The organism is Halomonas sp. N3-2A, assembly GCF_002216165.1.
Taxonomy (GTDB): domain Bacteria; phylum Pseudomonadota; class Gammaproteobacteria; order Pseudomonadales; family Halomonadaceae; genus Vreelandella.
Genome location: NZ_CP022286.1, coordinates 470,391 through 496,679, shown reverse-complemented (window position 1 = coordinate 496,679; position 26,289 = coordinate 470,391). Strand labels below are relative to the sequence as shown.

The 26,289-nt window shown below is 52.8% G+C and carries 23 protein-coding genes; 6 read left to right on the top strand and 17 right to left on the bottom strand.

Translation table 11 applies throughout. The features are described from left to right. Window positions 1-111: 111 nt before the first annotated feature. The 3 genes from gatC to gatB all read left to right on the top strand — a co-directional run bounded on the left by gatC (window position 112) and on the right by gatB (window position 3,382). The gene (gene gatC / locus CEK60_RS02160) at window positions 112-399 is read left to right on the top strand and encodes an Asp-tRNA(Asn)/Glu-tRNA(Gln) amidotransferase subunit GatC (protein ID WP_083005849.1); all 288 of its coding nucleotides are present in this window, start codon (window positions 112-114) and stop codon (window positions 397-399) included. Between the two features lie 68 nt (window positions 400-467). After that, on the top strand, window positions 468-1,928 hold the full coding sequence (gene gatA, locus CEK60_RS02155; RefSeq protein ID WP_089037626.1) for an Asp-tRNA(Asn)/Glu-tRNA(Gln) amidotransferase subunit GatA: 1,461 nt from the start codon (window positions 468-470) through the stop codon (window positions 1,926-1,928). After that, window positions 1,928-3,382 (top strand): Asp-tRNA(Asn)/Glu-tRNA(Gln) amidotransferase subunit GatB, encoded by a 1,455-nt coding sequence (gatB, locus tag CEK60_RS02150; RefSeq protein WP_089037625.1) that lies wholly within the window; start codon window positions 1,928-1,930, stop codon window positions 3,380-3,382. The genes gatA and gatB overlap by 1 nt, the downstream gene beginning before the upstream one ends. Window positions 3,383-3,452: 70 nt before the next feature. Here the strand turns inward: gatB and sixA are convergent, their stop codons facing one another. From sixA to CEK60_RS02130, 4 genes are all read right to left on the bottom strand, one after another. Continuing rightward, window positions 3,453-3,935 carry a phosphohistidine phosphatase SixA gene (sixA, locus tag CEK60_RS02145; protein ID WP_089037624.1) on the bottom strand — a complete coding sequence of 161 codons (483 nt, stop codon included), beginning with the start codon at window positions 3,933-3,935 and terminating at the stop codon, window positions 3,453-3,455. Continuing rightward, complete coding sequence (locus tag CEK60_RS02140; protein ID WP_089037623.1) at window positions 3,928-4,998, bottom strand: NAD(P)H-dependent glycerol-3-phosphate dehydrogenase; 1,071 nt, start codon at window positions 4,996-4,998, stop codon at window positions 3,928-3,930. Before CEK60_RS02140 ends, sixA begins: the two co-directional genes overlap by 8 nt. 116 nt (window positions 4,999-5,114) lie before the next feature. Next, window positions 5,115-7,019 carry a molecular chaperone HtpG gene (htpG, locus tag CEK60_RS02135; RefSeq protein WP_089037622.1) on the bottom strand — a complete coding sequence of 635 codons (1,905 nt, stop codon included), beginning with the start codon at window positions 7,017-7,019 and terminating at the stop codon, window positions 5,115-5,117. A 102-nt stretch (window positions 7,020-7,121) separates the two neighbouring features. Continuing rightward, window positions 7,122-7,469 carry a YkvA family protein gene (locus CEK60_RS02130; protein WP_089037621.1) on the bottom strand — a complete coding sequence of 116 codons (348 nt, stop codon included), beginning with the start codon at window positions 7,467-7,469 and terminating at the stop codon, window positions 7,122-7,124. A gap of 127 nt (window positions 7,470-7,596) precedes the next feature. Here CEK60_RS02130 and CEK60_RS02125 point away from each other — a divergent pair, with 127 nt between their 5' ends. Then, the gene (locus CEK60_RS02125; RefSeq protein WP_089037620.1) at window positions 7,597-9,549 is read left to right on the top strand and encodes a transglycosylase SLT domain-containing protein; all 1,953 of its coding nucleotides are present in this window, start codon (window positions 7,597-7,599) and stop codon (window positions 9,547-9,549) included. Window positions 9,550-9,582: 33 nt separating this feature from the next. On the opposite strand, the gene CEK60_RS02120 is transcribed toward CEK60_RS02125, so the two are convergent. After that, window positions 9,583-10,239 carry a LysE family translocator gene (locus tag CEK60_RS02120; RefSeq protein ID WP_089037619.1) on the bottom strand — a complete coding sequence of 219 codons (657 nt, stop codon included), beginning with the start codon at window positions 10,237-10,239 and terminating at the stop codon, window positions 9,583-9,585. Between the two features lie 135 nt (window positions 10,240-10,374). Between CEK60_RS02120 and CEK60_RS02115 the strand changes: the two genes are divergently transcribed. Further along, entirely contained in the window at window positions 10,375-10,578 is a 204-nt protein-coding gene (locus tag CEK60_RS02115) for a cold-shock protein (protein WP_009721950.1), read from the top strand. Window positions 10,579-10,648: 70 nt separating this feature from the next. On the opposite strand, the gene CEK60_RS02110 is transcribed toward CEK60_RS02115, so the two are convergent. From CEK60_RS02110 to CEK60_RS02095, 4 genes are all read right to left on the bottom strand, one after another. After that, on the bottom strand, window positions 10,649-11,404 hold the full coding sequence (locus tag CEK60_RS02110; RefSeq protein ID WP_089037618.1) for a hypothetical protein: 756 nt from the start codon (window positions 11,402-11,404) through the stop codon (window positions 10,649-10,651). 41 nt (window positions 11,405-11,445) lie between these two features. Continuing rightward, complete coding sequence (yegS, locus tag CEK60_RS02105) at window positions 11,446-12,405, bottom strand: lipid kinase YegS (RefSeq protein ID WP_089037617.1); 960 nt, start codon at window positions 12,403-12,405, stop codon at window positions 11,446-11,448. 39 nt (window positions 12,406-12,444) lie between these two features. After that, window positions 12,445-15,075, bottom strand: a complete 2,631-nt coding sequence (gene pepN / locus CEK60_RS02100) for an aminopeptidase N (RefSeq protein ID WP_089037616.1) — start codon at window positions 15,073-15,075, stop codon at window positions 12,445-12,447. Between the two features lie 84 nt (window positions 15,076-15,159). Further along, window positions 15,160-15,645 carry a YajQ family cyclic di-GMP-binding protein gene (locus CEK60_RS02095; protein ID WP_038485589.1) on the bottom strand — a complete coding sequence of 162 codons (486 nt, stop codon included), beginning with the start codon at window positions 15,643-15,645 and terminating at the stop codon, window positions 15,160-15,162. 223 nt (window positions 15,646-15,868) lie between these two features. Between CEK60_RS02095 and cobO the strand changes: the two genes are divergently transcribed. Further along, window positions 15,869-16,468 (top strand): cob(I)yrinic acid a,c-diamide adenosyltransferase, encoded by a 600-nt coding sequence (gene cobO, locus CEK60_RS02090; protein WP_038485592.1) that lies wholly within the window; start codon window positions 15,869-15,871, stop codon window positions 16,466-16,468. A 131-nt stretch (window positions 16,469-16,599) separates the two neighbouring features. Here the strand turns inward: cobO and CEK60_RS02085 are convergent, their stop codons facing one another. From CEK60_RS02085 to mutL, 8 genes are all read right to left on the bottom strand, one after another. Beyond that, the gene (locus CEK60_RS02085; protein ID WP_089037615.1) at window positions 16,600-17,895 is read right to left on the bottom strand and encodes an adenylosuccinate synthase; all 1,296 of its coding nucleotides are present in this window, start codon (window positions 17,893-17,895) and stop codon (window positions 16,600-16,602) included. Next, a complete protein-coding gene (locus CEK60_RS02080) occupies window positions 17,895-19,088 on the bottom strand; it encodes an ATP phosphoribosyltransferase regulatory subunit (RefSeq protein WP_038485596.1) in 1,194 nt (397 codons plus the stop codon). Before CEK60_RS02080 ends, CEK60_RS02085 begins: the two co-directional genes overlap by 1 nt. A 199-nt stretch (window positions 19,089-19,287) precedes the next feature. After that, window positions 19,288-20,172, bottom strand: a complete 885-nt coding sequence (gene hflC, locus CEK60_RS02075) for a protease modulator HflC (protein WP_089037614.1) — start codon at window positions 20,170-20,172, stop codon at window positions 19,288-19,290. Continuing rightward, the gene (gene hflK, locus CEK60_RS02070; protein WP_089037613.1) at window positions 20,173-21,435 is read right to left on the bottom strand and encodes an FtsH protease activity modulator HflK; all 1,263 of its coding nucleotides are present in this window, start codon (window positions 21,433-21,435) and stop codon (window positions 20,173-20,175) included. Window positions 21,436-21,610: 175 nt separating this feature from the next. Further along, on the bottom strand, window positions 21,611-22,921 hold the full coding sequence (hflX, locus tag CEK60_RS02065) for a ribosome rescue GTPase HflX (RefSeq protein WP_089037612.1): 1,311 nt from the start codon (window positions 22,919-22,921) through the stop codon (window positions 21,611-21,613). Between the two features lie 36 nt (window positions 22,922-22,957). Beyond that, window positions 22,958-23,206 carry an RNA chaperone Hfq gene (hfq, locus tag CEK60_RS02060; RefSeq protein ID WP_009099947.1) on the bottom strand — a complete coding sequence of 83 codons (249 nt, stop codon included), beginning with the start codon at window positions 23,204-23,206 and terminating at the stop codon, window positions 22,958-22,960. 151 nt (window positions 23,207-23,357) lie between these two features. Further along, window positions 23,358-24,296, bottom strand: coding sequence for a tRNA (adenosine(37)-N6)-dimethylallyltransferase MiaA (gene miaA, locus CEK60_RS02055; protein WP_089037611.1), 939 nt, complete (start codon window positions 24,294-24,296; stop codon window positions 23,358-23,360). A 42-nt stretch (window positions 24,297-24,338) separates the two neighbouring features. Next, window positions 24,339-26,273 (bottom strand): DNA mismatch repair endonuclease MutL, encoded by a 1,935-nt coding sequence (mutL, locus tag CEK60_RS02050; RefSeq protein ID WP_446718646.1) that lies wholly within the window; start codon window positions 26,271-26,273, stop codon window positions 24,339-24,341. Window positions 26,274-26,289: the final 16 nt, after the last annotated feature.

The following is a 26,289-nucleotide window of genomic DNA, read 5'->3' as shown; positions in this document are numbered from 1 at the left end:
ACCTTTTGCGGCTATTTTCTACGTCTGCTACACAAGACGAATTTAAGATGACCGTATGTATACCGCTGAACGCGGAATATGTTCCATCACGTTTGCGAGGAAAATTCGATCATGGCGCTTGAAGAATCTCATGTGCGCCGGGCCGCACACTTGGCCCGACTCGCCGTTAGCGATGACCAAGCCAGTGGTTTTGTCGACGATCTAAGCCGCATCCTGGACATGGTCGACCAGCTACAAAGCCTGGACACCGACGGCGTTGCGCCGCTTGCGCACCCGCTGGATGCCACACAGCGGCTGCGAGCCGACGAAGTCACGGAAACTAACCAGCGCGACGCTTTCCAGCGCTGTGCTCCGGCAGTAGAAAATGGCCTGTATCTCGTACCCCGCGTGGTGGAGTAGCCAGATTACCACGCACAGGCCGCTATTTTCTGCTCTTTCTATTCGCCCCCGAACGGAGCTTCCGGGTCATGCATGATAAAACCGTAACGCAGCTTGCCGCCGCCCTGAAAAGCGGTGAGCTTTCCAGCCGAGAGCTGACTTCACACTTTTTACAGCGTATCGAGCAAGCTGATGGCACGCTCAATAGCTTTATTACTGTCACCGCCGAGCAAGCACTTAATCAGGCAGAAACTGCCGACAATGCGCGTGCTGCAGGCAAGGCTGGCAAGCTAACAGGCATTCCCTTCGCACTGAAAGATATCTTTTGTACGCAAGGGGTGAAAACCAGCTGCGGTTCAAAAATGCTCGATAATTTTATCGCGCCTTACAATGCCACCGTGGTAGAGAAACTCAACGCTGCTGGCACCATTAGCCTGGGTAAAACCAACATGGACGAGTTCGCTATGGGCTCTTCCAACGAAAATAGCTATTTTGGCGCCGTAAAAAATCCCTGGGACCTTACTGCGGTTCCCGGTGGCAGCTCAGGTGGCAGTGCCGCCGCAGTAGCAGCAGGCCTTGTCCCTGCTGCGATGGGCACAGATACCGGCGGCTCTATTCGCCAACCCGCGGCATTTTGCGGCATTACTGGCTTGAAGCCTACGTATGGCCGCGTTTCTCGCTATGGCATTATTGCCTATGCGTCTAGCCTCGATCAGGCTGGCCCTATGGCGAAAAGTGCTGAAGACTGCGCGCACCTGCTCAATGTTATTGCTGGCCATGATGTACGTGATTCCACCAGCGTTGCCCGCGGCGTGCCCGACTACACAGAAACGCTCAACGCACCGCTTTCTGGCCTCAAAATCGGCCTGCCAAAGGAGTACTTTGGCGATGGTTTAGACTCTGACGTCGAAAAAGCGGTCCGCGAGGCAGTGAAAGTATATGAATCATTAGGAGCGACCGTACGCGAAGTGAGCCTGCCGCATACCCACTATGCGATTCCGGCTTATTACGTTATCGCCCCTGCCGAGGCGTCCTCGAATCTCTCCCGCTATGATGGCGTGCGTTTCGGGCACCGCTGCGATGCACCGGCTGATCTTATTGATCTCTACACGCGGTCGCGCGCGGAAGGCTTCGGTGATGAAGTAAAACGGCGCATCCTAATTGGCACACACACGCTTTCTGAAGGCTTTTTTGACGCCTACTACACCAAAGCGCAGAAAGTGCGTCGTTTGATTCGACAGGACTTCCTGGACGCCTTTGAAGACGTAGACGTGCTGATGGGCCCCGCATCGCCAACGCCCGCGTTTGATCTTGGCGCTAAGAAAGATCCGGTGTCCATGTATCTACAGGACATTTACACCATCGCCGTTAACCTAGCCGGCATTCCTGGCATCAGCGTTCCCGCAGGCTTTTCCAATGGCCGTCCGGTAGGTCTGCAGATCCTGGGTACCCACTTTGCAGAAGCACAGCTGCTAAACGTGGCTCACCAGTTCCAGCAAGCCACTGATTGGCACTTACAACGCCCTGCTTTTGCCGAGGAGAACGCCTAATGCAATGGGAAACCGTGATTGGGCTGGAAGTACACGTTCAGCTCGCAACTCGTTCGAAAATTTTCTCCGGCGCCTCCACCGCTTTTGGTGCAGAACCGAACACTCAAGCCTGTGCTGTTGACCTTGGCTTACCCGGCGTTCTGCCTGTGCTGAACGAGCAGGCCGTGGCCATGGCCGTTCAATTTGGGCTTGCGGTACATGCCGATATTCCTGAAATATCGGTGTTCGACCGTAAAAACTACTTCTATCCCGATTTGCCCAAGGGTTATCAAACCAGCCAGATGTATCATCCGATCGTCGGCGCAGGTGATGTTGAAATCACCCTAGATGACGAATCGACCAAGCGTATTCGCATTCATCACGCCCATCTTGAAGAAGACGCTGGTAAGTCGCTGCACGAAGACTTCCACGGCATGACGGGCATCGACCTTAACCGGGCGGGCACACCGCTACTGGAAATCGTCTCTGAACCGGATATGCGCAGTGCAAAAGAGGCCGCCGCGTATCTCAAAGCGATTCACTCTATTGTGACCTATTTGGGCATTTCCGACGGCAATATGGCGGAAGGCTCAATGCGCTGCGACGTTAACGTTTCAGTGCGCCCTAAAGGCCAAGAAGCCTTCGGCACCCGCGCGGAAATCAAAAACGTCAACTCGTTCCGCTTTGTTGAGCGCGCGATTGCTTATGAGGTCGAGCGCCAGATTGAGCTGATCGAAGACGGCGGCAAGGTCGTACAGGAAACCCGCCTGTTTGATCCTGAGCGCGATGAAACCCGCAGCATGCGTACCAAAGAGGAAGCTAACGACTATCGCTACTTCCCCTGCCCGGATCTGTTACCCGTGGTGTTAGATCAAGCTTACCTTGATCACCTTCGCAGCCAGTTGCCAGAGCTTCCTGCCGACAAGCGGGCGCGCTTCCAGAATGAGCTAGGCTTATCGGCCTATGATGCCCACGTACTGTCTGCTAGCCGAGAAATGGCCGAGTTTTTCGAAGAAGTACAGCAAGTGTGCGGCGATGCTAAACAGGCCGCCAACTGGGTACAGGGGGAGCTTTCGGGTGCACTTAACCGTGAGAACCTAAGCATTCAAAACAGCCCGGTTTCCGCAAAACAGCTCGGCGAGCTGATTAGCCGCGTACTGGATGACACCATTAACGGCAAAGCCGCTAAGCAAGTCTTCCAAGCACTGTGGAATGGCCAAGGCGAGAGCGCCGACGCCGTCATTGACGCAAAAGGCTTGAAGCAAGTAACGGATACTGGCGCGATCGAAGCGATGATTGACCAGGTTATCGCAGAGAGCCCGGCTCAGGTTGCTCAATATCGTGATTCTGAGCCAGAGAAACGCGGCAAGATGATTGGTTACTTCGTTGGCCAAGTCATGAAGGCATCTCGCGGTACGGCGAATCCGCAGCAAGTTAATGGCTTGTTAAAAGAGAAGCTGGACGCACTGCTGTAACGTCAACCGACGAGTGACAGCAATGTCATAGCGGCTGCCTCGGCAGCCGCTTTTTTTGTGTCTATAAGCGTTATAACAACTGGCTTGGCTGGGTAAAGCGTTTTAGCTGCGCGCAACCGGCGGCCCACACGTCAGCCTCCAGCTCTGCAATGGCGGCGGTAGGAAAGCCAATCCCCTGGCTCGGCACGCCTTCTACTAACAGGCCCGTCAACTCACCCACCAGCGGCATATGGCTGACGAGCATCATCGGGGCATCTGCAGATTGATTTAGCAGCCATTCACTGACATCACTCGGTGAATCCTCCGGGGTAATAAACGCCAATGTATTAAGTTGCACACCCAAAGCATCACAGATCCGCTGAGCTGTCTGCTGAGCTCGCACAAAAGGGCTGGCATAAATCGTGGGGTAAGATAGTTCACCCTGCTCAATACGCATGGCCAACCAGCGAGCCATTTTTTCGGCTTCAAGCTCACCACGAGGCGTTAATCGGCGCGATTGATCGGGAAACCCCGAGGCAGCCTCACCATGGCGCATAACTAGCACACTAGGCATTCCTGCCTCCATTTTCACGGTGGGCTTGCTGAACAGCCTCACGCGGCAGAATAAATTCCACATCACTGCTTTGCTCGCCCATCATTAGAGTGCGTGCCATCTCCTGAGCCGGAACACCTTCAAACAGCACGCGATTCAAGCCCTCAGCCAGCGGCATATAAACACCCATTTCACGCGCTTTAGCACAGACAAGCTTGACGGTATTTACCCCTTCAGCGACTTGACCTAATGCCGATACCGCCTCATCAAGACCTCGCCCTTCCCCCATGGCGTAGCCAACCCGATAGTTACGGGATAGATTTGAAGAGCAGGTAACGATTAAATCACCGACGCCAGCCAAGCCTAAAAACGTCATCGGGTTGGCACCCTGCGCAACTGCAAAGCGGCTCATTTCTGCAAGTGCTCGCGTCATCAGCATACTGCGAGTGTTCTCCCCCATTCCCAGCGCTGCCGCCATACCTGCGGCAATGGCGTAGATATTTTTAAGCGCCCCACCTAGCTCAACGCCATGGCGATCATTACTGGCATAGACGCGAAAATAACGACAGCCTAACGCCTGCTGCACCCGCGTTCTGGTAAGCGCATCGGCGCTGGCAATGACAGTGGCGGTCAACTGCTTATCAGCGATTTCGGACGCTAAATTAGGCCCTGCGATAACGCCAACGTGGGGAAAGCCAGTTTCCTGCTCAAGCACTTGGCTCATTAGCAAAAAGCTATCTTGCTCAATACCTTTGGTGGTGCTGACCAGAATTTGCTCCGGGGTTAACCAGGGTTTGGCAGCCTGAACAACACTGCGAAACGCTTTGGAAGGGATAGCAATCAGCACTAACTCAGCGTCTTCTAGCACCGATTGAAGATCCGTAGACGCGATGACGGCGGGATTAATTACATAATGTGGTAGATAGCGCCCATTGCGATGCTCGTGATTTATTTGCGTCACCAAAGCTTCATCGCGCATCCACTGGCGCACCTTTGCGCCATTATCTGCTGCAATACTCGCCAGAGCGGTACCAAAACTTCCGCCCCCCAGCACTGCGACATTCATCTGCTGCTCATCAGCCATGACGATATCCTGATCATTGGTCTCGTGCGTTTAGCGCTTACTTTATCATCATCTCTATTAAAACAAGCGGCCCGCTTGGATATCCAAGCGGGCCGCGTCAATCAACTACTGACTCATCAAGCCGTCAAGACGTTATTAAGCCGCTTAACATAGGCAGCGGGGTCATCAAGATGACCACCTTCAGCGATGATCGCCTGATCCAGCAAAATATGCGCCAACTGGCCAAACAGGTCGCCGTCAGCATTTTCCAGACGCGCCACCAGAGCATGGTTGGGGTTTAGTTCCAGAATCGGCTTCACCTCGGGCAATGGCTGGCCAGCGGCTTCCATAATCCGACGCATCTGATAGCCCATTTCATGCTCAGGGAGCACGACACAGGCGGGCGAATCGGTTAAGCGGTGGGTGATTTTCACCTCTTGAACACCCTCGTTTAGCGCTTCCTTGACGCGCTTAACCAAGTCTTCTTTAGCTTTAGCTGTTTCTTCCTGAGCTTTCTTCTCTTCCTCGTCTTCCACATCGCCAAGGTCCAACTCACCTTTAGCCACATCGGCAAACGATTTACCATCAAACTCAGTGAGATGACTCATTAGCCACTCGTCAATACGGTCCGATAGCAGCAGCACCTCGATACCTTTCTTACGGAAGATCTCTAAGTGCGGGCTGTTTTTCGCCGCATTAAAGCTGTCGGCGACCACGTAGTAAATCTTCTTCTGCCCCTCTTTCATACGCTCAACGTAGTCGACCAGTGACTGCTCCTGGGCGGCAGTATCGGTATGCGTTGAAGCAAAACGGAGCAGGCCAGCAATCTTTTCGCGGTTGGCGGCGTCTTCACCTGGCCCCTCTTTTAGCACGCTGCCAAATGTATTCCAGAAGGTCTGGTACTGCTCATTGTCTTTCGCCAACTTCTTGAGCATATCCAACGCACGCTTGGTCAACGCACCCTTGATCTTATCGACCTTGGGGTCTTGCTGGAGCAGCTCACGAGAAACGTTCAGAGAGAGATCGCGAGTATCTAATACGCCCTTGATAAAGCGCAGATACAGGGGCAAGAACTGCTCCGCGTCGTCCATAATGAACACACGCTGAACATACAGTTTAACGCCTCGCGCGCCATCACGATCGAACATGTCAAACGGTGCACGACCCGGCACATACAGCAGGCTGGTGTACTCCAGCTTACCCTCGACCTTATTGTGGCTCCAGGTCAGCGGGTCGCTAAAATCGTGGGCAACGTGCTTGTAAAATGCCTTGTACTCGTCCTCAGTGACATCGCTTTTCGGACGCGCCCATAATGCAGTCGCTTCGTTCACCGTTTCCCACGTGGTGATTTCACTGCCTTCAATATCGTTGCCTTCGTCGTCCTTCGCCGTTTCGGTTTTAGGCATGCGCACGGGCACTTCAATATGATCGGAGTATTTGCGCACTAGCCCTTGCAGGCGATAGTCGTCGGCAAACTCTTTAGCATCGTCTTTAAGATGCAGCGTAATTTCAGTGCCGTGACGTTCACACTCAATATCAGCAACGGTGAATTCACCCTCACCCTTTGAGCGCCACTCGACCCCTGCTGAGGCGTCAGTGCCCGCTTTGCGGGTGCGTACCGTCACTTCATCAGCAACGATAAATCCAGAGTAGAAACCTACCCCGAACTGGCCAATCAGCTTAGCGTCTTTCTGCTGCTCGCCAGAGAGCTGCTTAAGGAACTCTGCGGTACCTGAGCGTGCGATAGTACCCAGATTCGCAATGACATCATCGCGATTCATGCCAATGCCATTATCACGTAGCGTGATGGTGTTAGCCTCGCGGTCATGCTCAATTTCAATGCGCAGCTCGCTGTCACCTTCATAAAGCGCATCGTTATCAAGTGCGGCATAACGCAGCTTGTCACAGGCATCAGCTGAGTTAGAGATCAGCTCGCGTAAAAATATCTCCCGGTTAGAGTACAGGGAGTGAATCATTAAATTTAGGAGTTGCTTAACTTCCGTTTGAAAGCCAAGAGTTTCTTCCTGGGTTGCCGTCGTCATGCGCTTAGCCCTCATTAATCACGTTGTGCTTGGTGCTCCTGCCTAACGTAAGGCAGGAGCGAAAAAGGTTGTGAACTCAATATGGGGATAAGCGGCGGGATTTCAAGAAGGTGAGTGAGAAGAAGCGGCTGGCGCTTCCTCTGCATATTTCCAATTACGATATTCTGACAGGTGGGTATCGACACGATTAAGTAACCAACCTACGATCAAAACATCATCAACAACGCCAATCATTACGAGAAAGTCGGGAATAAGATCAAAAGGCATGACAAGATAAGCAAGTGCTAGCGCCATCAGCCCAAAGGCCGACCAGGGAATAGGGCGAAAACTGCCTCGCAGCACGTCACGCGTCATAGGCAAAAACAGCTTTAGAGCTCGGCCAATGCGTTTCACTGCCCATACACGTGTTTTGAGCCGTCGAAACAACCACCACGTAGACATTCGTGCCATCGTTATTGAATCCTCCAGGTTTCGTAATTATCAGAACATTGTTGGCACATTTAGTTCATCATCGACCCAGCAATACAGTTCTAGCACTATAGCGGCTAGACACCATTAGCGAGCAAGAGGGAGTGCCATGCAAGCTTCGCCATTTCGATTAACATTTCGCAGCCTATTTGCGGCAATGCTCATCGGTTTACCAACTGCCTCCTGGGCAACATCTGACTCAGCGATGCGTGAGGCACTTGAAGCTGCACGTCAACAGCAGTGGCAACAGATCAATGACCGCGCGATAGAGGGGCATATCCTTAGCGGCTATGTTGACTACCATCGCCTACGTAGCCAATTGCCTAATGCAGCCCCCAGTCAAGTGCTGCAGTTTATCGAGCGCCATGCTGATTCACCGCTATCAGAATGGATGCGTGGCCAAGCGATCGCAAAGTATGGCTATGCGGGCCGATTTGGCGACCTGCTTGCCGTTGCTGACGGCGTACCAACAGGCACTGCTCGTCAGTGTTACTACTACACAGCTCTCTTGGATAGAGCACCTGCTGAAGCTCGCGAAGCGGGGCTTGAGCTGTGGCTCGTGGGTAGCTCCCAGCCAGATGCCTGCGACCCGCTGTTCAATCGCCTTCGCGCGGATGGCACCATTGATGCCACGGCAATTTGGGAGCGTAAAATGCTCGCCTGGCAGGCGGGCGAAGAGCGCTTAAGCAGCTATTTAGGCGGGTTGTTGAGCAGTCAGTGGCAAACAGCACTGAATACCGCTGAAACGGTCAAAAACTCATCAGGCGCGCTTGCCTCAGCGCCTACCTGTCTTGGCCCTGAATGCGCTGCCACGGCGGCGTTTTATAAAGCCGCCATGCAGCGCTACACGCGTGAAAACACCCCAGCAGCCTTCTCAACGTGGCAAGCCATTGGGCCACGCCTCAACTTAGCCCATACTGACCGCCAAGCGATCGAAGAAGAACTTGCGTTTTATGCACTTGTACGCAACGTTCCTGGCACCCTTTCCTGGGTCGACAGCGTCCTACCCTCGCTGAACAGCGAACGCGTATTAGAGTTGCGCGTTCGCGACGCTCTGGCCAAAAGACAGTGGACCGACGTCGTCCACTGGATCACTGAAATGCCTAGCAGTCAGCAGGAAAGTAGCCGCTGGCAGTACTGGCTAGCCAGGGCCAATGAGCAACTGGGTAATCGTGACGCAGCGTTAGCGCGTTACCAACAAGCAGCAACCGACCGAAGTTTCTATGGCTTTGCTGCTGCCGAAAAACTCAACCAACCCTACCAGCTCAACTTAGAACGCAACCATTTTGACGAAGCCACTAGGGCACAAACGGCACGCCTGCCGGTGGTTCAGCGCACCGAAGCACTCCTACGTATAGGCGAAGATGGGCTAGCCAACAGCGAGTGGCTGTATGCCGTACAGAATGGCACACCCTATCAGGCGCGGGCGCTCGCCGATTACGCCGCTCACCAGCAGTGGCATGCTCGCTTAGTGCAAACCACGATTGCAGCTGAAATGTGGGACGCGCTGGATTGGCGTTTCCCTGCGGCCTATCGTGATAGCTTCCTGCATTGGGGCCGTATAACCGGCGTCGACCCTTATTTACTGATGGCCATTACCCGTCGTGAAAGTGCTTACAACCCAGTCGCCCTTTCACCTGCCGGTGCCCGTGGGTTAATGCAGTTAATGCCAGGGACTGCTAGCCAAGTTAGTCGTCAACTGGGGCTAAATGATCCAGGTCCTTACGGCGTTTTAGAACCTGAGCTTAATATTCGCTTAGGTAGCACCTACTTACGTGACAAGCTGGAACGCTATCAAGGCAATCGGTTGGCCGCCACCGCCGCTTATAACGCAGGACCAGGCCGAGTAGATCAATGGCTAGGCAACAACAGCATGGAATCATTTGACCTATTTGTAGAAAGCATTCCTTTCCGGGAAACCCGAGATTATGTGCAGGCCGTGTTGAGCTATCGGGTTATTTTCGAAAGTCTGGCAAACGGCGGCAACAGCGAGGGTGTCTCACTGCTTAGTGAGAGTGAGCAGGCCGTTCGCTATGACCGCGCGCTGCTTGTAAGCCGATAACCTCGACATACCCCCCACCGATACAGCGCCCGGTTATACCGGGCGCTGTTCTAACGCTAAACGAACGCCAAATACCACCAGCACCACACCGGTAGCGGCATTGAGCGTTTGTGCAAAACGAGCGCTGGCCAACCATTTACTTGCCCCGCCCACCATTAGCACCACGCTAATTTGCCAGATATTGGCAATCACGAAATGAACCCCGGCAAGCCATAATGATTTCAGCAGCGCGGGATCAGAAGGCGAAATAAATTGGGGTAAAAATGCCATATAGAACACCACAGTTTTGGGGTTCAAGACATTGGACAGCAACCCTTCTTTGATGGGTTGCCAAAATGTCACTGGAGAGCCGCTTATCACTACGCCCCCAACAGGCAAGGGAGTACCACGACGCGCCGCCAGCAGACTGGAGATACCTAGCCAAATCAAGTAGGCAGCCCCCACCAGTTTTAGCATATTAAATGCCCAGGCCGACTGCAGCAGTATCAGCGAAATACCCAGCGCTGAAACAGTCGCGTGGACAAACAACCCGCAGCAAATAGCAATACTTGTTGCAACACCATCTCGAACACCACCACGAGCAGTGTTGCGAATGACGAGCAGCGTATCAACCCCAGGGCTTATTGATAGCAGCGTTATCGCCACAAGGAACGAGACAAACTGAGCATCGATAAAGCCGATTTGCGTCATAAGAGGAAGCCCACCAAAAGTTAAAAAATCTTAGGTCCGCAACTGGACGTCTGAATTATTTGCTTCTACATTAATTTTGGCAGGCATTCACAATGGATGCATGCCCAATCATTAAGCATGTTAAGGATATGGACGATGGCGACTGGCACTGTCAAGTGGTTCAACGAGACCAAAGGTTACGGCTTCATCTCTCCTGATGATGGCGGTGACGATCTATTTGCCCACTTCTCCGAAATTCAAGCTGAAGGTTTCAAGACCCTGCAAGACGGTCAAAAAGTCAGCTTTGAGGTAACACAGGGTAAAAAAGGCCTTCAGGCTTCTAACATTCGTCCGGTCTAACACCAGAGGAATAAAACAAGGCCCGCTCATGCAGCGGGCCTTATTCATATTCCCTGATTATGTAAGCACATTACTCCTGAGCACGCTCAGTGTCTTGCTCCTCACCAACACTCTCCATACTTTCACTGTCCATACTTTCACTGATCGGTTGCTCACTCTCGAGGGCCTCAAACTGCTCTTCTAAACGCTTTTGCGCTTCTTCAAAACGTCGCTCAGTGTCTTCAATCAGCGCATCTACGTCGGTGGCTTCCAAATGATCATCTAAGTCTGATGTACTGGGTAAGCTGGACTCCGCTTCCCAACTTGGGGTTGGAGCGTCACCATCCATCGGCTCCAAGGTCGGTGACTGCTGCTCGACTTCTTGAAATTGCTCATCTAAGCGACGCTGGGCTTCTTCAAAGCGGCGCTCGGTCTCAGCAATAACGTCATCGACATCTGAACGAGTGGTTTCGCCAGGCATAGCACTGGCTTCATCGAGAGCATCTTCGGGGTCCGCTGCAAGCGTGTCTTCATCTGCCTGCACCTCTTCGTTATTGGGCGAGGTTGAGGCTTCCGATGCATCACTACTGTCATCTTTCAGCGCCTCTGCTTCCTCTAGCTCCTCTGCCGCTTGACGCGCTTCAATGTCCTCTTCGATATCATCCGCACTAGCGGCTTCATCCGTCTCTTCGCTGCCATCTGCAGCAATAGGTGCCTGTTGAGCATCAACGTCACTGCTAGAGGTGCTCTCTTCGTTTTCTGGCGTGGCATCTTCCTGAGCATCGCCGCAGGCGCTTAGCAGCAGCGCGAGACTGGCCAGTAGTGGCATCCAAAAGCGATTTACCATTGGGCTTTCTCCTTAATAGTGATTCAAGTAATAAAAAACACTTAGTGGCGATCATTAGCCGTCAATAGTGAGCACCCTTCCGGCAGCAGCACTTTCAAGGCAAGTGGCACGACTTCGACGCAAAATCGCTCATAGCGACGCGCCTCTCCATCTAAGGTTAACGGCCAAGGCTCGTCATCTGGCTGAGTCGTCACCGACAGCTGGCTGGCGGTAAAATAGCGCACAAAGCGCCCTTCGGCTGGAAACTGCTGCAGCTCATTCAGCAACCTCGGCAACTCTGCCGCTGATGAAAAGTCCTTGACCAGTAGCACATCGAAACGGCCATCGTCGAGCTTAGCTCTTGGCGCCAATACTTGCCCGCCGCCAGATTGGCGACCATTGCCCAGTGCGAGCAGTAATAGCGATACTTCTTGCTGTTGATCCCCCCAATGCAACGTGCCGCAATAGCTGCGATGCCGCCATGCTTTTAAAGCGCCCATCAGGGAATATGCGCCACCACCTAACATGCGCTTTAGCGTTTTGGGGGTTGATGAGGTAATTTCGGCGCCAAATCCGCCAGTTGTCATGTTGACGTAATAACTAACCGCTTCTTCTGCGCCTGACTGAGCGGTCATTCTGATCACATCAATTGGCGCTGGAGACAAGTGCCTTGCAGCCTCAAGCGCTGGCCCTGGCTCCAGCGGCAAACCGAGGGAAGTAGCAAAATCGTTGGCACTGCCTAACGGTACAATACCTAGCGCTGGTCGCAGATCATGAGCAATCCGCATGAGCCCGTTAACCACTTCATTGACGGTACCATCGCCACCGCAGGCAATGACCCGCGTGGCGCCCAGCTCGACCGATTGGGCAGCGAACTCAGCGGCATCGCCGCCTTCCCAGGTCGAACGTACGATGATTGACATCCCTGCCTTGCGCTGCTCTTCAACAGCTTCGCGCAGCGCCGGGTTACCGGCAGACTTACCGTTAATAATCAGTAAATAGTGCTGCTGTGCATCTGTCACCGGCGCATTCCCTCTCCATGGTTAGTTCGCTGGCTTACCTTATGCCAGCGCTTTCTCAACAACTTCGAATACGTTTGACGATAAAGGCTCCTGCTTAATACGCACAAGCTCGTCGCGCATTAACTGTTGACGCTCTTCGTCGAAACGCTGCCAACGGGTTAACGGTGTCACCAGCCGTGCAGCTATTTCGGGATTCAGGCGATTCAGCTCAATAACCGCATCGGCTAACAGCGCGTATCCTTTACCATCTAAACGATGGAAATTAACCCGATTTTGGGCAAATGCTCCGATCAAAGCACGCACTTTATTAGGATTCTTAATTGAAAATGCTGGGTGCTGCATTAGATATTGCACACGCTCAAGAACATCTGGCTGTGGGCGTGACACCTGTATGGTGAACCACTGATCCATCACCAACGGGTCATGTGCCCATTTTTCGCCAAAGGTCTTCAGTGCTGGAGACGCGATATCATCACGGTCACTATGAACCAACAAGGTCAGCGCATGACGAACATCGGTCATGTTATGTTCCGCAGCAAACTGCGTTTCGCAAAACGCAATGCCCTCTTCGTCCTCAATCGCCATTAAATACGTTAAGGCGACGTTTTTGAGGCTACGCTGGGCAATCTGTTCAGGCGTTGGCGCGTAGGGTTCATCGCGTTGGTTCGCTTTATACACGGCGACAAATTCATCACGCAGCGCAACGGCTAACGACTGACGCACGAATTCGCGAGCGGCGTGTATTGCGTCCACATCTACAATCGGCTGCTGCTCGGCAATATAGGCTTCAGAGGGTAGCGTCAGCATTTCTGCCAGCACCGCTTTATCGCTCATAGCGCCGGTAAGCAGCGTTCTAAAGGCTTCCACAACACGGCTATCCATGACCTTTTCAACACCATTACGGTGTGCAGCGATTAGATCATCTAACGCCAGCATCGCAAGCCGCTGGCCGGCATCCCAACGGTTAAAGCCATCGCTGTCATGCGTCAGCAAAAACGCAAGGTCTTCACGCGAATAGGGAAAGTGCAGCTTCACGGGTGCAGAAAAATCGCGCAGCAGTGAAGGAACTGGCGCTTCAGCAACATCAGTAAAGACAAACCTCTGCTCATCTTCGGTGAGATGAATAACCGCGTCGTTACCTAGCTTTTCACCCGACAGTGTTAATGTCAGGTCCTGCCCCGACTTGGTGCCCACTAGCCCCATACGTACGGGAATGTGTAACGGCAGTTTGTCTGATTGTCCTGGAGTCGCGGGGGTACGTTGGCGCAGAGTGAGATGATACTCCCCATGGACATAGTCGTATTCACCGTGCGCATCTATTTCAGGCGTACCTGCCTGGGAGTACCAACGCATGAATTGACCAAGGTCTACATCAGACACCTCGGCCATGCAGCCCACAAAGTCTTCGATGGTCACTGCCTGCCCATCAAAACGTTCAAAATAAAGATCTGAGCCGCGACGGAAGTCTTCCCAACCCAGTAAATTACGCAGCATGCGCACAACCTCTGCGCCCTTTTCGTAAATCGTCAGGGTGTAAAAGTTGGTGATTTCAATAAAGTGGTCTGGCCGGATCGGATGCGCCGTCGGCCCTGCATCTTCGGCGAACTGAGCAGTGCGGAAAAACGACACGTCTTGAATGCGCTTAACGGGAGCCGAGTTGGTGTCGGCGGAAAAGCACTGGTCACGAAATACGGTAAAGCCTTCTTTTAAAGAGAGTTGGAACCAATCACGACAAGTCACGCGATTGCCTGACCAGTTGTGAAAATATTCATGGGCAACAATCCCTTCCACATTTTGGAAGGCTGCGTCCGTCGCGGTATTGGGATGAGTTAATACCGCAGCGGAGTTAAATATATTAAGCCCTTTGTTTTCCATTGCTCCCATATTGAAGTCATTCACTGCCACAATCATAAACAGATCAAGGTCGTATTCACGGCCATAGGTCTGTTCGTCCCATGCCATGGCACGCTTAAGGGAGGCCATCGCATGTTCGGTTTTATCTAGGTTTTCTTGCTCGACCCATAACTGCAGCGTCACGTTGCGACCGCTCATAGTCTCAAAAGAATCTTCCACCTTATGCAAATTACCGGCGACTAAAGCGAACAGATAGCAGGGTTTCGGGTGCGGGTCTTCCCAGGTTGCGAAGTGACGGCCATTTTCCAACGCACCTTGATCAATAGGGTTACCATTGGCGAGTAGCACTGGCTCACTGGTGGCGTTACCAATCACTGTTACCTTAAAAGTGGCCATTACATCAGGACGATCGGGGTAATAAGTAATTCGCCGAAAGCCTTCTGCCTCACACTGGGTGCAATACATGCCGTTAGATTGGTACAGCCCTTCCAACGCAGTATTACTGCTGGGAGCTAGCTCCACCTCACTCTCCAGCATAAAGGTCTCTGGCACATCCGCTATGTGCAGCGCCTCATCCGTTAACTGATACGCAGCATCAGACAAAGGGCTGCCATCGATAGCGAGTGATATCAGCGTCAGATGTTCACCGTTAAGCACTAACGGCGCTTGTGAATCAGCGCTTGGATGACGCTCTATTTGCAGGCGTGCTTTCACGCGGGTTGCTGCAGGGTCAAGATCAAACGTCAGCTCGGTATGGGTAACTAGGTAGGCGGGCGGCTGATAGTCGCTTAAATAAACCGGCTGCGGATCAGACATAGTGCGTGACTCCTGTAAGCTTATAAATTATTTGATGGTGCAGCGCCTAACGCTGCACCATCGTATGACTGTCGATCGAGTTAATTAATCACGGAAGTTATCGAACTGTAACGGTAGTTCAGGCCCCTCTTCGCCACGTAAAAGCGCCATCACGCTCTGAAGATCGTCGCGTTTTTTACCCGTAACGCGCACTTTTTCACCCTGAATCTGAGCCTGTACTTTTAGCTTGCTGGCTTTGATACGCTTAACCACATCTTTTGCTTCAGCCTGATCAAGCCCCTGCTTTAGAACGACCTCCTGACGGGCTTTCACGCCAGACAACACCGGGTCTTGAATATCCATACAACGGGCATCAATCCCCCGCGCGATCAGTCGATTGCGCAACACATCGAGCATTTGCTTTAGTTGGAAATCAACCTCAGCCTCAAGCTGAACTTTCTCTCCTTCAAGTGAAAAGCTGGCGTCAACACCTTTAAAATCAAAGCGCGACTGCACTTCACGATTTGCCTGGTCGATAGCGTTAGACGCTTCGTGCTGATCAAACTCTGACACAATATCAAATGAGGGCATGGCATCATTCCTAGTAAGACATGACCCACTATTCTAGAGCAGCTAGCCCCTACCCGGCCAATTTCTTACATAATGTGTCTTGCAGCGCTAACTTCGGCACCCCCAAAACTTGAACAGAATCCTCCATTAACTATACAAGACTTAACCACAGCAATATTAAATTGGCGCTGGATGAATTAACCTAGCCATCATTTACTTAATCACTTACCGATGGACACCGACCATGAGCGATCGCGATGCACGTCACAAAGCGTCGATGGAAAAACTGAAAGCCCGCGTTGACGAGAAAGTGGCCAACGCTACTGAGCAGCGTGGGCTGTTGCTGATAAATACGGGCAATGGCAAAGGTAAGACGACTGCCGCCTGGGGTACCGTCACTCGCTCGCTTGGCTATGGCTATAAAGTTGGTGTCGTGCAATTTATTAAGGGATTATGGGAGTGCGGTGAACGCAATCGGCTGGAGGAAGACGCAAATCTCAGTGTTGCCATCATGGCCACGGGCTTTACTTGGGATACCCAGAATCGCGAGTCAGATACCCAAGCTTGCCAAGCAGTATGGCAAGAAGCTGAAAAAATGCTCGCAGACCCAGCAACTTACCTCGTGGTTCTGGATGAAATCACTTACATGTTGAAGTTCGGTTATCTAGATATTGATACGGTTAAGCAAGCACTGATCAATCGACCGCAAGAGCAAACGGTGATTATTACCGGACGCAATGCTCATCGGGATTTAGTGGCAATGGCGGATACAGTGACAGAGATGCAAGAGGTACGCCACGCGTTTAACAATGGCCTGCAAGCCCGTCGCGGCATCGACTTTTAGCTTCAATACGGATGCTAAAAAGCAAAAAGGGGCGATTTACTCGCCCCCTTTTTTCAACTACTCAATTTTTTTCAACTACTCAATTATCTCAGCAGCTGACAAACACACACTATTTATGCATGAGTGCTCGCTTAGCCTTCAAACGGGTTACGCAGGACAATGGTTTCCATACGGTCAGGGCCAGTTGAGATAATATCAATGCTGGTACCTACCTGCTCTTCTAAGAAGCTGATGTAAGCACGTGCATTGGCAGGCAGATCCTCAACCTTCTTGGCGCCCAGGGTAGATTCTTTCCAGCCTGGTAGATCATGGTACAGCGGCTCAACAGCTTCGTAGCCTTCGGAATCAACCGGATTATCCAGCACATCGCCATCTTTACTACGATAGCCCACGCACACACGAATATTTTCCAGGCCATCCAAAACATCAAGCTTGGTTAAGCAGATACCAGAGACTGAGTTGATCTGCACCGCATGACGCAATGCTACGGCGTCAAACCAGCCACAACGGCGCGCGCGACCCGTGGTTGCTCCAAACTCATGCCCACGCTCGGCTAAATGACGGCCATGGTCGTCAAAAAGCTCGGTCGGGAATGGGCCAGAGCCAACGCGGGTGGTATAGGCTTTGGTGATACCCAGTACGTAGTCCAGGTAAAGCGGGCCAACACCTGAACCGGTAGCCGTTCCGCCAGCGGTGGTATTAGAGCTGGTGACGTAGGGATAGGTACCGTGATCAATATCCAACAGCGAGCCTTGAGCACCTTCAAATAGGATGTTCTCACCGGCTTTACGCAGATCATGCACCATACTAACGGTGTCTGTAACCATAGGCCGTAGCTCTTCGGCCATCTGCATAGCGCTATCCAGTACTTCCTGGAAGTCCACCGCTGGCTCGCCGTGATAGTTCACCAACACAAAGTTGTGATAGTCCAATACCTCGCCAAGCTTCGAGGCAAAACGCTCACGGTGAAGCATATCGCCTAAACGCAGACCACGACGGGCAACTTTATCCTCGTAAGCCGGCCCGATTCCACGACCAGTGGTACCGATCTTAGCAATGCCGCGCGCTTTTTCACGTGCTTGGTCCAAACGCACATGGTAAGGCAGGATCAACGGACAAGCTGGTGACAGGCGCAAGCGCTCACGTACCGGCACGCCCTTCTCTTCAAGCTCACGGATCTCTTTGATCAGCGCTTCAGGCGACAATACGACGCCATTACCGATCACACAGGTTTTACCTGGACGCAGCACACCAGAGGGAATCAGGTGAAGAACCGTTTTTTCACCGTCAATCACCAAGGTATGGCCTGCGTTATGACCGCCTTGAAAGCGCACCACTGCTGAGGCTGATTCGGTGAGCAGGTCAACAATCTTGCCTTTGCCTTCATCACCCCATTGGGTACCCAGGACTACGACATTCTTACCCATTATGCACTCGTCTCTTGTGTCAGGGTCATTGTCTGCCAACGACCGTCAATAAACTCAAGACGGCGGTCACAACTGTGCTCCGCCGGCCCAGTACGCTGCCCAGGCAGCGCTTGAATCACGCGTTCACCCTGCTCACGCAGCGCAGCAATGGCAGCGTTAAGCGACTCTTCTTCTTGGGCAGGCGCCCAAACAGCACCCTGGCTGGGTGAAGCCAGCGCCAGGGATGCCAATTGTTTTAAATCCATAGAAAAACCGGTCGCCGGACGCGCACGTCCAAAAGCACGGCCAGTGTCATCATAACGCCCACCTTTGGCCAATGCATGGCCATAACCAGGCACATAGGCAGCAAACATCATACCAGTGTGGTACTGATAACCACGCAGCTCCGCTAAATCAAAATAGAGCGAAACATCAAAGCGCGCCAATACGCCTTTATAGAGCGCTTCCAACTGGTCAAGTGCCGCCCTCACCGGCGCGGGGGCACCGGCAAAACGGTCTCGTGCTTGCCCTAACACACTTGCATCACCATGCAGCTCACCAAGCGCTATCAGCATATCCGCCAAGGCTGGATCGCTGACACTGCGGTGAACGAGTTCAGCTAACTGGCCCGGCGATTTCAGCGCCAGTGCTTCAAACAGCGCCCGCTCCTGCTCATCGCTAAGCGCAGCTGCCTCGACAAAGCTACGATAAATGCCAATATGGCCCAGCGCCAGGTGAATTTCATCAGCGCCCGCTGCTTTTAAGCTGGCCAGTGCCAAATGAATAATTTCACTGTCAGCTTCTAAACCTGCGTGACCAAACAGCTCGACCCCTACCTGCACAGGGCTTCTCCCACCCTGGTGCTGGTCGGCTTTAGCGCGCAGCACATTCGTGCAGTAGCACAATCGAACCGGTCCTTGCCGCTTAAGGGAGTGGGCATCCATACGCGCCACCTGAGGAGTCACATCGGCAGATGCACCCATCATGCGACCCGTTAGTTGGTCAGTTAATTTAAACGTCTGAAGATCTAGATCGGTGCCGGTACCCGTAAGCAAGGAGTCCAAAAACTCCACCGGCGGCGGCATTACTTGGTCGTAGCCCCAGCAATGGTAGAGATCAAGCAGCGCACGGCGCAGCTCTTCCATGCGGCTTGCCTGAGGCGGCAGCACCTCATCCATGCCGTCGGGCAATAGCCAGCGGTCAGCGATGGTCATGTGAACAATCCTGCGAGACAATGAAGGCCCAAACAAGCAGCTACATCATGACGCGTTTTAGGCGTTCATGGACAAGCGCTAGTGAAATGAGGGCCACAAAAAAACCGGGCGACGCCCGGTTAATTAAGTCTATCACGTTTGTGCGCCAGATGAACCCCGCTAGGATTGCATAACCTTGCGGGGCTGGGCACACATATAACTACTCTCCGTTACTAGGAACCGCACTACGCAAATAGCGGAAGAAATCACTATCCGGCTCCAGCACCAGCAGGTTGTTATCACCTGCGAAGCTTTCACGATAAGCGTTCAAACTGCGCCAGAAAGCGAAGAATTCCTGATCCTGACCATAAGCCTGGGAGAAAATTGCCGCTGCTTCTGCATCGCCTTCACCACGCAGCGTTTCAGAACGCTCATTGGCCTGGGCGAGCAGTACCTGACGCCGACGATCTGCGTTAGCGCGAATACGCTCAGCCTCTTCCTGACCTTGCGCACGCCATTCACGCGCTTCACGCTCACGCTCAGAACGCATCCGCTCGAATACCGCTGCCGAGACATCTTCTGGCAAGTCGATACGCTTGATGCGAATGTCACGTATCGCCACACCAAGCTCATCACGCATCAGCTCATCTAGCTCAGCGGTAGGCCCTGTCATCAGATCATCGCGACGTTCGGCGATAATTTCCTGAAGATTCAAGCGACCAAACTCGTTACGTAAGCTTTCATCTACGCGCGGCTGAATCAGGCGAATCGCCATCATTTCATCGCCTGCAGTCGCCTCGTAGTAACGCGTGGGGTTTATCACCTGCCACTTGACGTAAGAGTCGACAATAACCGCTTTCTGCTCCAGGGTCAGATAACGACTGGTATCAGTATCAAGAGTCAGCAGGCGCGTATCGAATTTACGAATCGTTTGCGCGATCGGTATTTTGACATGCAGTCCTGGCTGAATATTCTCTTCGATGACTTCACCAAAACGCAGCTTAACGGCACGCTCGGTTTCATCCACTACATACAAGCTATTACTAGCTAGCCAAGCCACAGCGGCCAAGCCACCTACGATTAGCAGGGATCGATTATTAATCATTTAGCGGCCCTCCCTGCGAATGGGGTTACTTGATGACGAGGATGACGAGCTACTCTGGCTTCCCCGCAACGAATCAAGCACCCGCGGATCAATCGACTCACTACTACCATCACCACTGTTACTGGAAGAAGCATTACTGCCAGCAGCGCTACCTCCACGCATTTGATCTAATGGCAAATACATCAAAGGCGCATTTTCACTGACATCCAGCAGTACCTTGGGAGTATTACCAAAGACGTCTTCAATCGCATCCAGGTACATACGTTCACGCATAATGTCAGGTGCGTTGCGGTACTCGGTCAACAATGCGTTAAAGCGGTTAGCCTGACCTTGCGCTTCAGCCACGACCGACTCTCTATAACCTTGACCTTGCTCAACGACACGCTGCGCTTGGCCTTGAGCCGCCGGGATAATGGCATTAGCGTAGGCCATCCCTTCGTTGATCGTACGCTGACGATCTTCACGTGCACGAATAACATCATCGAAAGCATCGATAACGGGTGCAGGCGCAGAGGTTGACTCAATGTTAATTGTCTGGAGACGAATACCAGCGCCGTAAGCATCCAAATAAGATTGGAGGCGGCTTGCCACAGAGCTACCTAAAATTTCACGACCAGAGGTTAAAATGTCGATCATGTCAGTACCACCCACAACGTGACGCAAGGCGGAGTCCAAGGCATTCTCGATAGAAAGTGCTGGATCGCGTACGTTCAATACGAAGTCACGTGGATTGGCCACTTGATACTGAGCAGAGATTTCCACTTCAACGATGTTTTCATCACGCGTCAACATAGACTGTGTTTGGGAAACTGACCGAACACGGGTCACGTTCACCATACGAACATCGTCAATTAGCGGCGGGTTCCACTGCAGGCCTGGGTCTACGATGCCCTGATACTCACCAAAACGTAGCACGACGCCGCGCTCAGACTGGTCGACCAGATAAAAACCGGATGCGGCCCAGATAGCTAAAGCGACAACGACCAGCAAACCAGGTAGCGCTAGAGAGTTACGCGGCTTACCACCACCGCTTTTACCACTCCCGTTACCACCATTACGTTTTTTGCCACCGCCACCCAGCATTCCGTTTAATTTATCTTGGAATTTCTTTAGTGCTTCATCGAGGTCGGGCGGACCTTGATTGTTGCCACCATTATCACCTCCACCATTACTTCCACCACGATCACCGCCGTTATTACCACGCCGGCCACCACTGCTCCAGGGGTCGTGCTGGTTGCCACCACCAGGCTCATTCCAGGCCATACTTCTTCTCCACTCAGGTGTTCACCTGCACTTAGCCTCACAGTTAGCAAGGCATGGTGCTTTTAATATTATTACTATATAAATTTTGTACCATACTTCTACCCGAGTTCACATAGGCTTCACATACCCAAGCTCACTTAAATTTAAGCCTATATATGCGGATGCAGCCTATTGACTACCATTCGTCAATTTCGCGTAAAGCGACGGGTAAATAGGTATTGGCACGCTCACCAAGTTGAGCCATGAGCTGATTGAAATCACGTCTGGGCAAGCGCACGTCTAAAACAGACTGTCCTTGCTCATCAAAATATTCTTCTCGAACTGCGTTCAACTCATGTAGGCCTGCACGCAGCTTACCCTGCTCCGGAGACAGTGTCAGCGAGAAGCCAATAACATCATTTGCTAAACGTTCGGTTAGCGCCTCATGCAGCAAATCAAGGCCTTGCCCTTGCCGAGCAGAGAGCCAAACAACCTCAGGAACGCCGTGGCCATCGCGCTCAATTCGCGGTGCACTATCAAGACGGTCGATTTTATTCATGACCTTGAGAACTGGCACGCTATCAGCGCCTATCTCTTTTAGCACACGATCGACTTGCTCAACGTTGGCATCACGATCAGGATCAGCAGCATCTATTACATGCACCAACAGCGATGCCTCCGCAGCCTCTTGAAGCGTTGCTCGGAACGCTTCAACCAATTTGTGGGGCAAATGGCGAATAAAACCGACTGTATCGGCCATCACCACAGGGCCAACGTCGGCAATTTCGAGACGACGAAGTGTCGGGTCAAGCGTGGCAAATAGCTGGTCAGCTGCGTATACCTCAGCATTGGTAAGCGCGTTAAACAGCGTCGATTTACCGGCATTGGTATAGCCAACTAATGAAACGCTGTGAATCTCGGCACGTGAACGTGCACGACGGTTCTGGTCGCGCTGGCTGCGTACTTTATCGAGCCGTTTATGAATCGACTTAATGCGCCCGCGCAGCAAACGACGGTCGGTTTCTAACTGCGTTTCACCAGGGCCGCGTAAACCGATACCGCCCTTCTGACGCTCTAAGTGGGTCCAACCACGCACTAGGCGAGTGGACATATATTCAAGCTGGGCAAGCTCTACCTGCAGCTTACCCTCATGGGTTCGTGCCCGCTGCGCGAAAATATCGAGTATTAAACCGGTACGATCAAGCACTCGACACTTGAGCTCATGCTCAAGGTTGCGCTCTTGGGAGGGGCTTAAGCTATGGTTGAAGATCACCAGTTCTGCTTGGTGAGCTGCGAGCAGTGCTCGCAGCTCCTCCAACTTGCCTGACCCGATAAACGTTCGGGAGTCAGGGCGCTGTCGGCTAGCAGTGAGTAATGTCGCGGGCTCTGCGCCAGCAGAGCGCACGAGCTCTAAGAACTCACCCGGGTCTTCACGTGCTTGCTCATCATGAAAGTCAACGTGAACAAGTACTGCCGTTTCACCGGCATCTGGGCGCTCAAAAAACAATCAATACCTCGTGGACTCTCTAGCTATCCAACGGTGTTAGATGTCCGCGTCGGGCGCGGCTGGATCTTGTGCCGGCAAACGCACGTTGCGCGAAGGCACTACCGTGGAAATAGCGTGTTTATAAACCATCTGACTGACGGTATTGCGCAATAAAATGACAAACTGGTCAAATGATTCAATCTGGCCCTGCAATTTAATGCCGTTCACCAGGAAAATAGAGACCGGAATGCGCTCCTTGCGCAAAATGTTCAGGTACGGGTCTTGAAGGGACTGCCCTTTGGACATGTTGCTCTCCCTAAAACTGTCGTTGGGGTTGGTTATAAATGGCGCGCCCTACTGGTGCTGCGCCGCAATCTTGTTGCCCGAAAGGCCTGGTGTTGTCAAAAGAGCCAGCCGGCCACTCGAAAACACTTGCTTACGAAATCACTATCTTACGCTAAGCACCGCTTTCACGCACGAATTTCAGCACCTTATCCAATACGTCAGGCTGCTGTGAGTCTACCCACGTAAGCGACGGCCAACTTCTTAACCACGTAAGCTGCCGCTTAGCGAGCTGGCGAGTTGCTATCACGCCACGTTCAATTAACTCGTTTTCGTCGTACTTACCGTCTAAGTGCTCCCATACTTGACGATAGCCAACACTCTTCATTGCTGGCAAGCCAAGATGGATGTCAGAACGTTGTTTGAGGGCGGCGACTTCATCTATCAAGCCCTCAGCCAACATTGTTTTAAAACGCACCGCAATGCGGTTGTGTAGCAATTGGCGATCACTAGGGGCTAATGCTATCGACATCACCCGCCAGGGAAAGGTTTCTGGCTGCTGTTCCGCCCATAGCTCGCTCATAGGACGCCCACTGACATAATATACTTCAAGCGCGCGCATTAAGCGCTGTGGATCATTGGGATGTATGCGCTGCGCTGAATCGGCATCCACTTCAGCCAGCATACGATGAAGTGCCGCCAACCCTTCATTCTGCCGAATAGCTTCCAACCGTTGACGTATGGCGGCGTCTGCGGCGGGTAAGTTAGCCACGCCCTCCACCAGACGCTTGAAGTAGAGCATCGTCCCGCCAACCAATAATGGCACGCTGCCTGCCGCGCTGATTTGCCGCATCTCCTGCAGCGCATCTTCACGAAAATCAGCGGCCGAATACGGCTCAGATGGATCACGAATATCAATCAAACGATGCGGCGCGCGCGCCAACTCGGCAGCACTCGGCTTGGCACTACCAATATCCATCCCGCGATATACCATCGCTGAGTCGACGCTGATCAGCTCATGCCCCAGACGCTCATGTAGGGCCATCGCCGTATCGGTTTTACCAGCGGCCGTGGGTCCCATTAGAAAAATCGCCCAGGGGCGTGTATCAACCATCTGCTCTTAGCACTCCTTTCGTTGTCTTAACTAACCACGCCGCTACTGTCCACGTAAGAACAGGCGGTCGAGTGCTTTCATACTCATTTGCGTCCAGGTTGGACGGCCATGATTGCACTGATCGCTTCGCTCAGTGCGCTCCATATCCCGCAGCAAGGCGTTCATTTCATCGATGGTTAAGCGTCTATTTGCACGGACACTACCATGGCATGCCATGGTCGACAGCAACTCATGAATGCGTGCCTCAACCTGATGGGTGCGTCCAAACCGCGACAGCTCTTCGAGCATTTGACGTATCAGGGCTTCCGGATCTGCCTGAGCCAAAAGAGCTGGCAATTGACGGACTAACAAGGTTTCTGGCCCCGCCACATCTAGCTCAACGCCTAACTGGGCAATAGCATCGCGCTCACTTTCAGCGGTTGCCACTTCGGCGCGACTGGCGGCCAGGGAAACTGGCACCAGCAACGGCTGCGTATCAATTCCGTTGGCTGCGGCCAGCTGGTTTTTCATGCGCTCGTAGACGATCCGCTCGTGAGCGGCGTGCATGTCTACGAGCACCAATCCTTGAGCGTTTTGCGCCAAAATATAAACACCGTGCAACTGCCCTAGCGCAAAGCCCAACGGCGGCGCTGAGGTTGCATCATGCTCAGGCATCGCCTGCGGAACCTCACGCACTTCTGTCGCTTTTGATGTATTAATGCTCGGCGCGCTCGGCTGCGGCGTTAATAGCGACTCTTCATGATCCGGATGCAGCGCCTGGTAGCCCTGCATAAAACGCCGCACTCGCTCTGCCCCAGGATGGCGCTCAGGTGAGTCTGATAGCGCCATACCCTGCTGCTGCCAACGGGGAGCAGGCGCTGGAACATCGGCCTCATTGGTGTTTCCCGTGACACCCGCCTCTGCTACTTCACCTTCATGCCCATAGGGCGTGCTCTGCTCTTCTTCAGCAGGCTTAGAAGAAGCAAGGCAGTGGTGCAGGCTAGAGTAAAGGAAGTCGTGCACCATCCGACCATCGCGAAACCGCACTTCATGCTTCGTTGGATGCACGTTGACGTCGACGACATCAGGATCAAGTTCCAGGTACAGCACAAACACCGGATGACGACCGTTATACAACACGTCGCGATAAGCCTGACGAACAGCATGGGCAACCAACCGATCACGAACGACGCGACCATTGACAAAAAAGTATTGCTGATCCGCCTGAGAACGAGAGTGCGTAGGCAAGCCGACCCAGCCACTAATACGCAACCCACCCGCTTCACGTTCAATGTAGCGAGCATGCTCAATAAAGTTTTTACCCAATAGAGAAGCAATACGCCGCTCGCGTGCGGCTGGCGTCACTCCTGGTGGCAATTGATGCACCACTTTCTGGTTATGGCGCAGCACCCAAGCTACGTCGTAACGTGATAACGCCTGGCGACGAAAAGCTTCTTCAACATGGGCAAATTCTGTTTTTTCGGTGCGTAAAAATTTGCGCCGCGCGGGGGTGTTAAAAAACAGATCGCGTACCGCGACACTGGTGCCACGGGGGTGTGGCGCAGGCGTTACCCGCGCCTCCATACCACGCCCCTCGGCGACGACTCGCCACCCTTGTCGGGGGTCCTCTTCAGCATTAGAGATCAGCTCCAGCCGTGAGACAGAGCTGATCGAGGCCAACGCTTCGCCACGAAAGCCCAACGAACTCACGCCCTCTAGATCTTCAAGGCTGTTGATTTTGCTGGTTGCATGACGAGCAAGCGCCAGGGGCAAATCCTGTTCACCTATACCAATACCATCGTCGCGCACTTTAATAAGCCGAGAGCCGCCTTGCTCTATCTCCACTTCAACTCGCTGGCTGCCAGCATCAATGGCGTTCTCAATCAGCTCCTTTGTCACTGACGAAGGGCGCTCGACAACTTCCCCCGCGGCAATTTGGTTTGCCAGACGAGGATCAAGTACATGAATGCGCGTAGGCGAAGAGATCAATTCAGACAACCGTCACCTCAGAAAC

What these genes read in the sequence shown, in the direction of transcription:
- gatC (WP_083005849.1), top strand. Translation starts at nt 112, where the DNA reads ATGGCGCTTGAAGAATCTCATGTGCGCCGGGCCGCACACTTGGCCCGA.
- gatA (WP_089037626.1), top strand. Translation starts at nt 468, where the DNA reads ATGCATGATAAAACCGTAACGCAGCTTGCCGCCGCCCTGAAAAGCGGT.
- gatB (WP_089037625.1), top strand. Translation starts at nt 1,928, where the DNA reads ATGCAATGGGAAACCGTGATTGGGCTGGAAGTACACGTTCAGCTCGCA.
- sixA (WP_089037624.1), bottom strand. Translation starts at nt 3,935, where the DNA reads ATGCCTAGTGTGCTAGTTATGCGCCATGGTGAGGCTGCCTCGGGGTTT.
- CEK60_RS02140 (WP_089037623.1), bottom strand. Translation starts at nt 4,998, where the DNA reads ATGGCTGATGAGCAGCAGATGAATGTCGCAGTGCTGGGGGGCGGAAGT.
- htpG (WP_089037622.1), bottom strand. Translation starts at nt 7,019, where the DNA reads ATGACGACGGCAACCCAGGAAGAAACTCTTGGCTTTCAAACGGAAGTT.
- CEK60_RS02130 (WP_089037621.1), bottom strand. Translation starts at nt 7,469, where the DNA reads ATGGCACGAATGTCTACGTGGTGGTTGTTTCGACGGCTCAAAACACGT.
- CEK60_RS02125 (WP_089037620.1), top strand. Translation starts at nt 7,597, where the DNA reads ATGCAAGCTTCGCCATTTCGATTAACATTTCGCAGCCTATTTGCGGCA.
- CEK60_RS02120 (WP_089037619.1), bottom strand. Translation starts at nt 10,239, where the DNA reads ATGACGCAAATCGGCTTTATCGATGCTCAGTTTGTCTCGTTCCTTGTG.
- CEK60_RS02115 (WP_009721950.1), top strand. Translation starts at nt 10,375, where the DNA reads ATGGCGACTGGCACTGTCAAGTGGTTCAACGAGACCAAAGGTTACGGC.
- CEK60_RS02110 (WP_089037618.1), bottom strand. Translation starts at nt 11,404, where the DNA reads ATGGTAAATCGCTTTTGGATGCCACTACTGGCCAGTCTCGCGCTGCTG.
- pepN (WP_089037616.1), bottom strand. Translation starts at nt 15,075, where the DNA reads ATGTCTGATCCGCAGCCGGTTTATTTAAGCGACTATCAGCCGCCCGCC.
- CEK60_RS02095 (WP_038485589.1), bottom strand. Translation starts at nt 15,645, where the DNA reads ATGCCCTCATTTGATATTGTGTCAGAGTTTGATCAGCACGAAGCGTCT.
- cobO (WP_038485592.1), top strand. Translation starts at nt 15,869, where the DNA reads ATGAGCGATCGCGATGCACGTCACAAAGCGTCGATGGAAAAACTGAAA.
- CEK60_RS02085 (WP_089037615.1), bottom strand. Translation starts at nt 17,895, where the DNA reads ATGGGTAAGAATGTCGTAGTCCTGGGTACCCAATGGGGTGATGAAGGC.
- CEK60_RS02080 (WP_038485596.1), bottom strand. Translation starts at nt 19,088, where the DNA reads ATGACCATCGCTGACCGCTGGCTATTGCCCGACGGCATGGATGAGGTG.
- hflC (WP_089037614.1), bottom strand. Translation starts at nt 20,172, where the DNA reads ATGATTAATAATCGATCCCTGCTAATCGTAGGTGGCTTGGCCGCTGTG.
- hflK (WP_089037613.1), bottom strand. Translation starts at nt 21,435, where the DNA reads ATGGCCTGGAATGAGCCTGGTGGTGGCAACCAGCACGACCCCTGGAGC.
- hfq (WP_009099947.1), bottom strand. Translation starts at nt 23,206, where the DNA reads ATGTCCAAAGGGCAGTCCCTTCAAGACCCGTACCTGAACATTTTGCGC.
- miaA (WP_089037611.1), bottom strand. Translation starts at nt 24,296, where the DNA reads ATGGTTGATACACGCCCCTGGGCGATTTTTCTAATGGGACCCACGGCC.